Origin of the sequence: Nannocystis punicea (assembly GCF_026965555.1) — a bacterium.
GTDB classification, from domain to species: Bacteria; Myxococcota_A; Polyangia; order Nannocystales; family Nannocystaceae; genus Nannocystis; species Nannocystis punicea.
Genome location: NZ_CP114040.1, coordinates 774077 through 786429 on the forward strand (window position 1 = coordinate 774077; position 12353 = coordinate 786429).

The following is a 12353-nucleotide window of genomic DNA, read 5'->3' on the forward strand; positions in this document are numbered from 1 at the left end:
CCCGAAGCTAGGAGGCGCCGCTCGCAGCCGACAGAGCCGGCGGCGTCAAAGTTGGTGAGGATCGCGTCCGCGGCCCCGCGGGGTGGTGCCGGTCCAGCGCAGATAGGCGCGGCGAAAGCCGCTCGGATCGGCGAAGCCGAGCCGCTCGCCGATCTCCTCGAGGCCGAGCCGTGGATCTCGCAAGAGCTGCTCGGCCTGGCGACGCCGCACCGAATCGACCAGACCCTGATAGCTGAGACCGAGCTCGGCGATCCGCCGCTGCAGGGTGCGCGGGCCGACGTGCAGCCGCTCGGCGACGCTCGCCAGCGAGAGGCCGCTCCCGAGCTCGGCCTCGATCGCGCCGATCAATCGCTCGACCCATTCGTCAGGGTGAGGCACTGCCTCGAGCCGGGCCTCGGCGGCCTGCTCGAGATAACCCACCAGCGCCGCGTCGGCGTCGCGCATCGGCTGGCGCGCCGACGCGGGCGAGAGGACGATGTAGTTGCGCGGCTGGTCGAAGCGCGGGTGACAGCCGAACAGCGCCAGGTGACCGGCGACGCTGGCGGGCTCGGCGTGCTGGAAGGCGGCCGATTCGACGCGGATCGGCGCGCCCGACCAGCCGGCGGCGAGGGTGACGAAGCAGCCCATCACCGCCTCGGCGAGGTGACGCGGCCACGGCTCGGTGCCGACCTGCGGGCCGTCGGCGATCGTGAGCGCGCCGTCGGTCGCGAAGACGGCGTCGACGTCGCTGGCGTCCATGAGGAGCCGCTGATAGCGGACCACCCGCGCGACTGCGTCGCCGACGGTCGCGCTGTGACGCGCGAGGTAGCCGAGCAAGCCGAGCGCCCGCGGGCTGGCCCGCTCGGCGAAGTGCAGGCCGAAGTCGGCATCACCGCTCCACTCGGGGATCCGCGTCCACAGATCGTCGAGGACGTGACGCGGCACGCGATCGTCCGGCTCGAGCTCCTCGAGCTTGCTCAGCCCCAGCTCGGCGGCGATGCTGCGCCGCCGCTCGGGCGGCACCTCGAATAGCAGCTGCGCCAGCCATCCTGCCGAGACTGCGCGGTTGGACTTCGGCTCCGTCAGCGTCGGACACCCCGGGCGCCGCGCAAGGGCGGTGGCATGATTGCGTGGACCGGCATCGGCTTCGCGGCCGATGGTACCACCGGCGGGACGCTGTCAGTCGAGCGACAGGGCCTTCCAGAGATCACCGTGCGACATCCACTCGGGATCCGCGATCCACGGCTCCGCGGGTAGCCACGCGTGTCGCGTCGACAGATACACGCGCACCTCCACCCGCGGGAGCGGGCCGCCAGGGCGCTGCCACTGCGCGCCCCAGTCGGCCGGCGCGCCCGGGCCGAGGCTGCGCGACTCCGCGTAGAACAGGTCGTCGGCCCAGCTCCGCGGCTGCTCCAGCGCGGCGAACGGGTGACCGCCGGCCGCCAGAGTCATGGCGGCCATCTCGGCCAGCGCGGCGAACTCGCTCGTCCGCGGGAACTCCAGCCCCGACCGCAGCGCCTGCATCGTCCACGTCAGCACCGGCGTCTCGGGCGCGGGGAAGACCTCCGGGAACGCGCGGTGGAGCAGCCAGTGCGCCGTCCACCGGAACCTCCGCGCCCGCGGTACCTCGGGCTCGTCGAAGGTGCGGGCGCCCGGGGCCGCCATCCGCATCACGTCGGCGATCTCGGCCCTGGCTCGCTCGACCTGCTCGCCCCGCCAGCGGAGGTAGTCCTCGTCGTCGCGCAGACTGTCGTCGAGCTCGCCGTCCGGATCGAACACATACTCGGCGTCGAACCACAGCATCCGCGCGACCTTGGCCGCGCCGGCCTCGCGGATCCGCGGGACCAGCTGCGAGGTGGTGCCCGTCCGCAAGCCGCGGTCCGTCAGCTCCTGGTCGATATGGTCGAGGACGTCGCTGTCGTACTTCTCCGGTGCGCCCACGCCGACCTCGCGCGGGATGACCAGCCAAAGATCCATCATGCGCCGGATGCTAGCAAAGATCGCGGCGAGCGAGGGCGAGCTCGACGCAGCGCTCAACCCGGGCGGCCGCCCGTTCGTCGAGGCGGTCGCCCCGATCGGGACCGGCGTCTTCGAGGCGCTGCGAGACGTCATGAAGCAGATCCTGGGCCCCTTGCGCGCGGCGTCCTGACGCGGCGCACCGGTTCTTCGGTGCGCCGCGAGCTCGAGCGGCGCGCGTGCTAGCGCCGAGTGCCGAGGCTCGTGCGGACGAGCAGCTGCGAGAAGCTCTCGAGGAACTCCTGCTTCGACAGGGCGCTGTCGCGGCTGGTGTCGCTCGAGCGGAGGAACTCGTGGATCTCCTCGCTCGAGTAGCCCATGGCGCGGAACCTCGCCTCGACCTCGGCGCGGTCGAGCTTGCCGTCGTGGTTGGCGTCGATCTCCTCGAACACCTGGGCCATCGAGTCGCGGAACAGCGCCCGCGAGATGGCCCGGCGGAACTCGCGTTCGAGCATGTCGAGGAAGCTGTCGTCGCCGAAGTCGGTCAGCCACGGGTTCATGATCGTCGAGCGCAGGACCGTGACCGCGTGGCCCGGGCCCTCGACGCCGAGCCTCCGCTTGTAGCTCGACATGAACACCTCGCCGTAGTGCGCGTCCTCGAAGTCGGTGGTGGTGACGAGCAGCGGGTGGCCGGACGGGTCCTCGCCCGGACGCAGGCTCAGGACCTCGTAGACGGCCTTGTTCAGGCGGTTGGCCTGCGCCAGGCTCGCGTTCATGCTGCCGTCGGGGCGCTTGAAGTTGAAGGCGTAGGTGAGGATGTTGAGGTCGGGCCCGAGCTCGGCCAGCAGCGCCATCGCCTCCTCGTCGGCCAGCAGCTCGTCGGGCGCGCGCTGGTCGATGCGCCAGCGGATGAACTCGATCTGCGCCGCGACGTCGCCGCCCGTGAGCTCGGCCGGCAGGCGCGGCACGGGCACCACGACGAAGTTGTCCTCGGGCCGCGCCATGCACAGCAGGCGGGCGTAGACCCGCCGGCAGTTGAACATCGCCTTGCGGTGGATGCTGCCGTAGCCGCTGCGGGTCGGGCGGATGACCTTGTGGGCCAGGAACACCGCGGCCACCGCGGCGCCGGGCTTCGAGCCCTCGACGCCGTAGATGCCGACCGAGGGCTCGTCCTCGGCGTGCAGGATGTAGGGCGCCTTGAAGGTGACGAGGTCGCGCATGGCGGCGTTGCGGTAGCAGAGGGCGCCGGCGGGGTAGGGGATGTAGCCCGACTTGTGCGGGTCGACGGTGACGGAGTCGGCCTCGTGCAGCACCGCGTACTGCTCGCCGGTGAAGCGGCTGAAGCCGACCTCGGCGCGCGGGCTTTCGCCGCGCGCGGGGCTCGGGCCGTCGTCGTCGTCGCGCAGGATGCTGACGTGATAGCCGCCCCAGGCGGCGTCGGCGTGGACGGTGAACTCGAGGCCCTCGCCGCGCAGGCGCTCGCGGAGGGCGAGGATCTCCCGCAGCGGATCGACGGCGCTCTCCTCGGTGCTGCCGATCACGCCGACGACGGTGTAGACCGGCCGCCGCTCGGCGAGGCAGGCGCGGAGGATCCGCTCGAGCTCGGGGATGCTCATGCGCGCGTTCTCGTCGAGCGGGACGTCGAGCACGTTGGCGGCGCCGATGCCGAGGATCGCGGCGGCCTTGGGGAACGAGTAGTGCTTGGTCGCCGGGACCAGGACCACCGGCGGGCTGCGCAGCTCGGGGGCGTAGCGGCTGAAGAAGGCGTGCATGCCCAGGCTCTGCGGCGAGACCCGCGACAGCGCGGCGGTGATGACTTCGGGCGAGATGCCGTGCTCGGCGGTGAGGCGCGCCGGGAGGGCGAGGATGTCGTCGCCTCGCAGGTTGCACAGCGACCAGGCGTCGAGCTCGCGCAGCAGCACCGACTCGCCGGCGGGCGAGCGCACGCGCAGCTCGGCGGCCGCGGCCAGCGACGGGTCCTCGCGCAGCGCGGCCTGCATGGCGATCGGGTAGAGCTTGAGGTTGCGCGCCGACCACAGCGCCTCGATGTTGGCGACGGTGCCGCCGGAGGTGATGTGACCCCACGGGCGCACCGCGCCGGCCTTGCACGCGGCCTCGTCGGGCAGCGGGAAGCCGACCATGCGGCACAGATCGTCGCCGACGAGCAGCTCGAGGATCGTGGTCGCGGTCGAGCCCTCGAAGGCGACGTTGTTGGGGTTGTACAGCATCGCCGCGAAGTAGCCGAGGACGGCCGGCATCGCGGTGTCCCAGTTCATGTGCCCCTGGTAGCGGGTGCTGAAGAACGGCATCGACTTCTTCAAGAAGCCGAGCAGCGAGCGGTAGCTGTCGGTGAGCGCGCCCATCGCCTGGACGTATTCGGGCTGGCGCTTGACCGCCTCGGTGACGAGGGTCGGATCGCCGGGGTGGAAGTTGCGGCGCCAGAACGCCTGGTCGCGGATCGCCTCGACGATCAGCCGCTCGAACTCCTCCGCGTTCTCCGCCTTGGACCCGAGGAACCACGCCTCGGGCGACGAGGTGCCCGGACCGTCGAGGTGGGGGATCTCCACGTGCTGCAGGAACTGGTCGACGGCGCCGGCAGAGACCTGGGGCCCGCGGCGCTTGTTGGATCGTCTGGTCATCGCTCGCTCTCCTCGTACTGCCGAAATGTGGGCGGAGCTTCGCACGCCCCGCATGGGCGACCAACCGCAGGGCGGTGACATTGGCGGTACGTCACGGGAGCGGTGGTTCGCGAGCGCGCGCTTTCGTGGCGGTGGCGAGGGACCGCGAGAATGTCGTGAGCGGGCCGACGCGCCGGGGGTGCGCTTCGCGGCGAACGAGGATTCACCGGCGCAGGAGTGGGGCGACGTCTCGGGGTCGTCCCCAGGCGCGATTTCGAAGCGCGTCGTGGTGTATCCTCGGCGGGCGATCGAGGGCGCTCCCGAGTCGTGGCATTGACCTCGACCGCAGGGCCGCCCGGGCGCCGAGGTGCCATGCCGGACAGCGAGCGAACCCGCGGTTTCCAGGGCCTTCATTCCGGGGACGCTGTCCGGGCGGTGCTGCCGTTCCTCATCGTCGCCGGCCTCGCCAGGTTCCTGCTGTTCAGCGGGAGCTTCCGCATGGACCCGCCCGGGTGGATTTATTTTTCGCTCATCAGCGCGGGGCTGGTGATCAGCGGGGTCCGGATCTTCGGCCTCGAGGCGCTGCGGCCCCGCGATCCCGCGATCATCATCACGCGGACGCGCGACCTCGGCGCGGTGGTGGAGCTCATGATCGCCGGCTTCGGCGCGTTCCTGCTGTGGACGGGTCTGTTCGCGGTGATCCTGAGCGGCACCACGGAGACCTGGGGCGGCGTGCCGAGCGACAAAGTGTCGATCGAGCCCGCGGAGCTGGTCCTGGCATTGGTGATGATCGGGCTGCCCGGCTTCTTCATGGTGTACTGGCGGCCGATGTTCGTCGTCGACCTCCATGCGCGGACGATCCGCCGCTACCCGTTCGGGCGGGCGCTGGGCCTGGGGCGCAGCTTCCCGGGCAGGGAGCTGCGGATCTTCGCCGAGGGCTACTGGATCACCAACACCGGCCGGCGGCTCGGGCAGATGGTCCGCGGCACGGTCGGCAAGTACACGTTCGAGCTCGAGTTCATCTCCGGCCAGGCCGCCGCGGAGCAGGTGGCCGAGCGCGTGGCGTGGTGGGCCCGGGCCCTCGACGCGCAGGTCGCCGCCGAGGCGCAGAGTTAGTGACGGGCAGCCGCGTCACTGGCTCAGCCGGAGAGTGACGGGGAAGCTCCAGAACACGCCGAACTGCGGATCGAGGGTGGCGGCGCCGACCGACTCGACGCCAGGCCAGATGGCGACCTCTCGCCGCAGCGCGCCGAGCGGGTCGGCCTCGTCGCCGAACGGCGGCTCGTTCCACGCGGACCCGACGAGGACGAGCACGCGCTCGCCCCGGCCGCGCGAAGGGACCGGCCTCGGCTCCGATGCGCCCAGGCTCGAGAGTCCGGCGATGACTTCGGGCTCCACGTGTCCCGCCCGCTCGATGTGTTCGACGAGGCGCCAGTCGTCCTCGAGCTGCGCGAGCGCGCGGGTGAACTCTTCCACCGTCGTCACTGCCTTCTTCACGGCCCGACGATACCAGCGAAGTCACCAGGGCGGGGCCGCGAGCGGCGTTGCCCGCGGCGGCCCTGTTGCTCGCTCACTCGGGGGCCTTCAGCGTCGAGTGCGTCGGCGAGGACTGCACCTGCCCAAGGTCGTACTCCCGATGTTCGGCCCTGCTGGCGGTGATGAGTGTAGAGCCGGGGTGCATCGAGCCCTCCTGGAGGGCGCGGGTGCGCTGCGCACAGCGCTCGAGCTTGCTACTGTGACCCGGCGGCTTCGAGGGCGCGCGTCTGTTCGGAGATTCGCTGGCCTTCGGCGTCGCGCAGCGCCGCGAGCCGGGCCCGCGCCTCTTCGTCGCCGACGTGCCCGGCGAGCGCCGCGAGTCGCTCGAAGTTGTCGAAGCAGTGACCGTGACCCTGCTGCGACAGTGCGTCGGCGCGGGCGAACGCGCGAGCACTCACTCCCACCTCGTCGGCTTCCCACGCCGACTCGCCGAGCTCGAGCCAGCGCTCGAGCTGCATTCGCCATTCCCACGCGGTGCGCCCGAGTGCGGCGGCCAGCGCGGCTGCAGCGAGCATCTCGACCTCGGCTTCCTTGTGGCGCGCGGCGGCGACGAGCGTGAGGACGAGCCGATCGCGTGCGCCGAGCTCCTCGGCCGCGGACGCGCGGGCGAGCAGCGTGCGGGCGGCTGCCTCGGCGCGGTCGTGGAGGTCGAGCGCGCTCGCCCAGTGACACAGCTCGCGCAGCGCGGCGTCGTCCAGCTCTCGCCCCGAGAGCCACGCGTCGAGCAGCGCCGGCCCTTCTTCCGGCGCGAACCGGATCGCCCGATCGATCCGCGTCTCGAGCGCCTCGTCCTCCTCGCGCGCGGGGAACCACGCGGTCATGCTCGCGCGCCACTCCGCGACCTCGGCCTCCGTGTAGAGGCAGGTGCCGTCCTCGGCGAGCAACAACTCGAGTACGTCGTCTCGCAGCCGGTGCTCACTGTCGCGGACGTACGCCAGCGTCGCGGCGACGCCGGCCGCGAGCATGAACGTCCTGTCCATCCCGCAGTACGTGTCGAAGTTGGCGTGCTTGGCCTCGTTCATCTGCCACACGTCGGCGGGGTCGCCGAGGCGCGCGACCAGCCACGCGGCGAGTCGGAGCTCGTCCTCGTAGCCCTGGAACGGCGCGCGGCTGTGGGCAGCGATCTGGGCGGCGAGCAGGAAACGGGCCAACGCAGCGTCCTTCGCCGGCTGGAAGTCGTACTGCAACGCCAGCAGCAGCAGCGCCCGGTCCTCGCCGGCCGCGTCTCGACGCGACCCCGGGTCAGCCTCGTCCTCGACCTCATGGTAGGCGAAGCGCCCGGCGTCGGCGCCCTCGCGCAATTCGGAGAGCCAGCGGCGGGCGGACTCGAGCACGCGGCGATGGTACTGCAGGCGCGCGGCGAGGTCGAGCGTCGCCGAGGCCGCGAGGCGGACCCCTCATTACTCGGACGTGATTCGACGAGCGTTGCGAGAACTCGCCGGACTGAGTCGTCGACTTCTACAACTGAGGGGAGAATCACTTATCATTGTAGGAGATCGTGTTTGGGTGGGGCAATCTCCCAGCGTACCCAGTGTCGTGGCGCGTCACGCACGCGACCGGCGAGCGCAGCGGTCAAGGCGGGGGCCCCGGCGCGGGCCACGGCCACGAGAAGGCGATGAACTTGAACCACATCAAGCAGATCACGGCGAGCAGCACGAGGCCGATGATTCCGCTCGGGTAGTAGCCCCAGTTCCGGCTGTACTGAAACGCCGGCAGCGCGGCGAACAGCGCGATCGCAAGGATGAGGACGAGCCAGAAGCCGAACATGGCGGTGTCTCCGGGCAAAAAGGGCGAAGCGAACGTCACTGCGGCGGGGGTTGAATGACGATCTCGACGCGGCGATTGTTGGCACGGCCCTCGGCGGTCTTGTTGCTGGCGACGGGGTCGCTCTCGCCCATGCCGCGGGCCTGGATCCGCTCGGGGGCGACGCCGTGCTCGACCAGGAAGTCGCGGACCGCCTGCGCTCGCTCCTCCGAGAGCCTCTCGTTGAAGGCATCGCTGCCCTTCGAATCCGTGTACCCCTCGACGACGAAGGTCGAGCCGGGATCGCCGGCGGCCAGAGCCTCGGCGACCTGGGTGAGGCGCGAGGTCGCCGAGGGCAGCAAGGTGGCCTTGCCGCTGACGAACAGGACGCTGCCCGAGAGGGTGACGACCGTGCCGCGCGCCTCGTCGGCGACCGCGGCGATCTCGGCGAGGGCGGCGATCGCCAGCGCCGCGCGGCGCTCGGCCTCGGCGCGCTGCTCCTGCTCGGTGGCCAGGCGGGACGCAGTGGCGGCGTTCTCCGCCTGCTCGGCGGCGAGGGCCTCGCGCGTGCGCCACAGCTCCGCGTTCCTGGCGGTCTCGACGTAATCGGCGGTGCGGCCCATCACCCGGGCGAGCTCCGCCTTGCGCGTGGCGATGTAGGCGCGGTCGCGCGTCTTCGGGGTGTTGCCCTCGACGACGAACGAGCGCTCGGCCAGCGCCAGCGAGCGGCGCGCCTCGTCGAGCTCCGCCGGGGTCTCCTGCCGGGTCGATGGATCGGCCGCCGCCTGTTGATACGAGGCGCGGGCCTCGCGGAGCTCCTCCGGCGGCTTGTGGGCGCAGGCGACCACGACGAGGGACGCTGCGATGAACGTGAGCGGTCTTTTTGTCGACATCAACACGAGGACCTCCGCAAAGATCAGGGGTTCGGCGCAGTCGCGCCCGGGGTCGCCGCTTGCTCGGCCGCCTCTCGGGCCTTGAACGCGCGGACGAGGGCGATCGCCAGCGCCGCGTCGCTCTCGGCCCGCAGCGCCATGAGCAGGGCCCGCTCGTGCCGGCCGTTGATCATCAACGCCTTGGCCCAGGCGACCTCGTGCTGGGCGTATTCCAGGGCCTTGGACGCCTGCGGCACGTTCGCCGCGCCGAGCTGCTCGGCGGTATTGACCGAGGCGGCCGAGTCGGACAGGGCCTGCTTCGACGGCGCGGTCGCGCAGCCGACGGCGAACATGGTGAATACGAGGCTGATGAAGGGTGCTCTCATGCGTACCTCCGCGGCGGAACTCGACGCACTCCACTATGACATGAGCACGATTGCAATCAACCGGGCGCGACGGCAGCCCGTGAGAGCGAGCGAGCGGGCCGCGGTGTGCACATTCGCCGGTCGCTCGCCCGCGACGCCGAGCTGTTCATTCGTGGTCGCCGCTGGACAGCGGGTCCTGCGGCGGTGGCGAGAGGGCGGGAGATGGGAGTCGGCGCAGCATCATGGCGGCCTCGAAGCTCGCGGTCGATCGCCGCTGTTCCTGACCGAGGCCGGCCTCACCGACGAATGGCGGCTGCACGGCACGGGGCGCTCGTTCTCCGCGGATGGCGGTCTCCGGCGGCGCGGTGGCTCGGCGGCATCTCAGACGCATTATTTCATTGCTCGACTTCCCTGCGCCGCGAGGTAGCGAGCAATAAAGTAGTGAGCGCAGGATTCCGCGGCCCTGTTGAACAATTCCACCGACCTGCCTGAACGCACATGATGGTATGTTCAGGTCGCAAAGGACAACCTGGAGTGAGGTGCGTGTGGCAACCTGAGCCGTGATGGACAGCTCGCCCACGCCGGTCCCGGGGACGAATCCTACGTGGCCCATCCACGCCGAGTTCGGCGCCGACCCCATCGGTGAGGTGATCGACGACCGCTACCGCATCGTCGAGCGGCTGGCGAAGGGTGGTATGGCCCATGTGTTCCTGGCCAAGGATCTGTCGCGCAGGTGCCACGTGGCGCTCAAGCTGCTGCACCGGACCGGGCCGGAGGCGCGGCGGCGCTTCGAGGTCGAGGCCGAGGTCCTCAGCAACATCCAGCACCCGCACATCGTCCGGGCGATCGCGTTCGGGCACATGTTCGATGCGCAGCCGTACATGGCGCTCGAATACCTCGAGGGCGAGACGTTGGCGCAGCGGCTCGCTCGCGGTCCCTTGCCGTGGCGCGAGGTCGTGGAGTTCGGCGCCCAGATCGCGGGCGCCCTGCACGCGCTGCACAGCACCGGCGTGATTCACCGCGACGTCAAGCCCGACAACATCATGATCGCAGCCGGCGCCGATCGAGCCGTCGCCAGGCTGATCGATCTCGGGCTCGCAAGCGTCGGGACCCCCTTTCACGAGGCCCAGGACGCGCGATTCGCCTCGCAGGTGCCGGAGCGGCACAGGACCCAGCTCGGCCGGGCGATCGGCACGCCGGCGTATCTGCCGCCCGAGGCCGGTCTGCGCAGCGCCGAGCCGCGTCTCGACGTCTACTCGCTCGGCGTCACTCTGTATCAGCTGTGCACGCGGAGCTTGCCCGATCTCGCGGAGATCCTGCCGATCCAGGAGGTTTGTCCCGACAGCGACGCGCCCGCCGATCTGTCGCGGCTGCTTCGCGCCGCGATCGATCCGGAGGCGGCCGAGCGCCTGCCGTCCGCAGATCACCTGCGGCGCGGGCTCGAGGCGATCCTGGCGGCGCACCCGCGGACGCCGCGGCCGCTGTTCGGCGGCTGCTACGATCGCCTCGAGGTCATCGGCGTCGGCGCGAGCGCGGTCGTCTATCGCGCTTCGGATCGTGAGCTGTCGCGGGAGGTCGCGCTCAAGGTGCTGCGCGACGCGAGGCCGAGCGAGGACGACACGCTCCGTTTTCGTCGCGCAGCCAAGATCCTGTCGGCGCTGCGTCATCCGAACATCCCGCAAATTCATCACTTCGGCGTCCATTTTTTGAACGATCGGGCGCGGGATGAAGGGCAGCGCTTCGCGGTGATGGAGCTGTGCCGCGGCTCGCCCGCGTCCGAGTTCACGCGCCCGGGCCAGCACCTGCGAATCGACGAGGTGATGGCGGTGGGTCGGCAGCTCGCGAGCGCGCTCGCGGCGGTGCATGCGGTCGGGGTCGTCTATCGCGACCTGCACGTCGGCAACGTTCTGATCGCGCGCGGCGAAACCCCGCATGCGTGGATCTTCGACTTCGATCAGGCGCAGGTGTCGCCCGTGTTCTATGCCCGGGTGACGGAGCGCTGGGCGACGCCGCCCGAGGATCGCGCGGAGCCGGCGAACGAGCGGCCGCTGCAGCGCATGGACTACGCACCGCCCGAGGTGCGCGCGGGGGATGCATTCACCGCGGCGAGCGACGTGTTCGCGCTGGGGCACTTGTTGTATCGCCTGCTCACCGGGCTGCGGCCGTTCCCGCCGGGAGCCGTCGAGGCGACGCCCGCACGGAAGGCGTGTCGCGGGTGTCCGCCCGGCCTCGAGCACTTGTTGCTGTCGATGCTCCGCGCCGACCCGAGTGAGCGCCCGACGCTGGCGATGGTGCAGGCAGTCCTCGAGGACGAGCAGGCGGAGCTCGAGGCGGAGCGTGATGCGGAGCGCGAGGAAGCGGCGCTCGTCGCGGCCGCGAGCGCGCCGCGAGCGACGGCGGTGAGGACGAGCGGGGGGGCGCGGGCGGAGGCAGCTCCGGGACGGAAGGTAGTGGCGAGCTCGGACGGCACGGTCTCGCTCGCTACAGGGACTTCCCCGGTTGCGGCGCTGCGAAGAGCGAGTCGCCTCGCGGTGGGGCTGGTCGCAACGCTCGGTGTCGTCGCCGCGTGGTGGTGGTTCCGGTCCGGAGAGATGCACGTCGCGCCCGCTCGTGAGCAGGCTCCCGCGGAGCACGAGGCAGCAGCGGCTCCGCCGGCGGTCTTGCTTGAGCGCGGAGAACGATCGCATCACGGCGAAAGAGACATGTCTTTTAAAAAGACACATGGCGATGGAGTCGCGCCGGTGAACGTTCCTGTCTTCGATCGGACGCCGGACGCGTCGACTTCGGAGGCCGAGAGAGACATGTCTTTAAAGACACATGAGGATAGAGCCGTGCCGGGGAAGTCATCCGAGCAGATGCCGGATACGCCGAGCTCGGAGGTAGGCACCGCGAGGCCGCAGGGCACGGCGACGCGACCCGCTCGGTCGCGCAAGCAGGATCCTGTCGTCAGCTGGGAGGCCCGCATGCGCAAGGCCGAGGCCCGGGCGCGCCGTTGCCTCGACGCCGCGGGGGCGGAGCCGCGTCGCGTGGTCGTGACGCTGTCGCCCGGCGCGCCGGTCGAGTTCGGCGGAGTGTCCTCCAGCTCGGTCCACGCGCAGTGCCTCCGCGATGCGCTCGCGGGCCTCGACCTCCGCGATGTCCGTCGTCGACACACTTTTTTCGAAACCCCGTAGGAGACCGCCATGCTGACTCGCATCACGCTCGCCCTCACGCTGCTCGCGCCGCCCTCGCAGAAGGACGCGGACGCTGCGTTCAACGCCGGTGATTATCGCGAGGCGCTCGAG

General features: G+C 70.9%; 11 protein-coding genes. 3 read left to right on the plus strand and 8 right to left on the minus strand.

The annotated features are described in order from the left end of the window. Nucleotides 1-45 precede the first annotated feature (45 nt). Together O0S08_RS02825 and O0S08_RS02830 are read right to left on the minus strand one after the other, a co-directional pair. Nucleotides 46-1002, minus strand: coding sequence for an AraC family transcriptional regulator (locus O0S08_RS02825; RefSeq protein ID WP_269037403.1), 957 nt, complete (start codon nucleotides 1000-1002; stop codon nucleotides 46-48). Nucleotides 1003-1158: 156 nt separating this feature from the next. Beyond that, nucleotides 1159-1959: a hypothetical protein gene (locus tag O0S08_RS02830; protein WP_269037404.1), complete on the minus strand. Its 801-nt coding sequence runs from the start codon at nucleotides 1957-1959 to the stop codon at nucleotides 1159-1161. 7 nt (nucleotides 1960-1966) lie between these two features. Here O0S08_RS02830 and O0S08_RS02835 point away from each other — a divergent pair, with 7 nt between their 5' ends. Then, the gene (locus tag O0S08_RS02835) at nucleotides 1967-2128 is read left to right on the plus strand and encodes a hypothetical protein (RefSeq protein ID WP_269037405.1); all 162 of its coding nucleotides are present in this window, start codon (nucleotides 1967-1969) and stop codon (nucleotides 2126-2128) included. A 49-nt stretch (nucleotides 2129-2177) separates the two neighbouring features. Here O0S08_RS02835 and O0S08_RS02840 read toward each other — a convergent pair whose 3' ends face one another. Next, nucleotides 2178-4574 (minus strand): pyridoxal-dependent decarboxylase, encoded by a 2397-nt coding sequence (locus O0S08_RS02840; RefSeq protein ID WP_269037406.1) that lies wholly within the window; start codon nucleotides 4572-4574, stop codon nucleotides 2178-2180. Nucleotides 4575-4988: 414 nt separating this feature from the next. Here O0S08_RS02840 and O0S08_RS02845 point away from each other — a divergent pair, with 414 nt between their 5' ends. Continuing rightward, nucleotides 4989-5669 (plus strand): hypothetical protein, encoded by a 681-nt coding sequence (locus O0S08_RS02845; protein WP_269037407.1) that lies wholly within the window; start codon nucleotides 4989-4991, stop codon nucleotides 5667-5669. 15 nt (nucleotides 5670-5684) lie between these two features. Here O0S08_RS02845 and O0S08_RS02850 read toward each other — a convergent pair whose 3' ends face one another. The 5 genes from O0S08_RS02850 to O0S08_RS02870 form a co-directional block, all read right to left on the minus strand. Beyond that, nucleotides 5685-6050, minus strand: coding sequence for a hypothetical protein (locus O0S08_RS02850; protein WP_269037408.1), 366 nt, complete (start codon nucleotides 6048-6050; stop codon nucleotides 5685-5687). Between the two features lie 233 nt (nucleotides 6051-6283). Then, the gene (locus tag O0S08_RS02855) at nucleotides 6284-7423 is read right to left on the minus strand and encodes a hypothetical protein (RefSeq protein WP_269037409.1); all 1140 of its coding nucleotides are present in this window, start codon (nucleotides 7421-7423) and stop codon (nucleotides 6284-6286) included. A 238-nt stretch (nucleotides 7424-7661) separates the two neighbouring features. Continuing rightward, entirely contained in the window at nucleotides 7662-7856 is a 195-nt protein-coding gene (locus O0S08_RS02860; RefSeq protein WP_269037410.1) for a DUF3309 domain-containing protein, read from the minus strand. A 35-nt stretch (nucleotides 7857-7891) separates the two neighbouring features. After that, a complete protein-coding gene (locus O0S08_RS02865) occupies nucleotides 7892-8725 on the minus strand; it encodes an OmpA family protein (RefSeq protein ID WP_269041935.1) in 834 nt (277 codons plus the stop codon). Between the two features lie 23 nt (nucleotides 8726-8748). Next, a complete protein-coding gene (locus tag O0S08_RS02870; RefSeq protein ID WP_269037411.1) occupies nucleotides 8749-9090 on the minus strand; it encodes a hypothetical protein in 342 nt (113 codons plus the stop codon). A 542-nt stretch (nucleotides 9091-9632) separates the two neighbouring features. On the opposite strand from O0S08_RS02870, the gene O0S08_RS02875 reads away from it, so the two are divergent. Then, a complete protein-coding gene (locus tag O0S08_RS02875) occupies nucleotides 9633-12242 on the plus strand; it encodes a serine/threonine-protein kinase (protein ID WP_269037412.1) in 2610 nt (869 codons plus the stop codon). Nucleotides 12243-12353 lie beyond the last annotated feature (111 nt).

Excerpts from the sequence above, each read along its gene's own strand:
- O0S08_RS02840 (WP_269037406.1), bottom strand. The coding sequence starts at position 4,574 with ATGACCAGACGATCCAACAAGCGCCGCGGGCCCCAGGTCTCTGCCGGC.
- O0S08_RS02870 (WP_269037411.1), bottom strand. The coding sequence starts at position 9,090 with ATGAGAGCACCCTTCATCAGCCTCGTATTCACCATGTTCGCCGTCGGC.
- O0S08_RS02830 (WP_269037404.1), bottom strand. The coding sequence starts at position 1,959 with ATGATGGATCTTTGGCTGGTCATCCCGCGCGAGGTCGGCGTGGGCGCA.
- O0S08_RS02860 (WP_269037410.1), bottom strand. The coding sequence starts at position 7,856 with ATGTTCGGCTTCTGGCTCGTCCTCATCCTTGCGATCGCGCTGTTCGCC.
- O0S08_RS02865 (WP_269041935.1), bottom strand. The coding sequence starts at position 8,725 with ATGTCGACAAAAAGACCGCTCACGTTCATCGCAGCGTCCCTCGTCGTG.
- O0S08_RS02835 (WP_269037405.1), top strand. The coding sequence starts at position 1,967 with ATGCTAGCAAAGATCGCGGCGAGCGAGGGCGAGCTCGACGCAGCGCTC.
- O0S08_RS02875 (WP_269037412.1), top strand. The coding sequence starts at position 9,633 with ATGGACAGCTCGCCCACGCCGGTCCCGGGGACGAATCCTACGTGGCCC.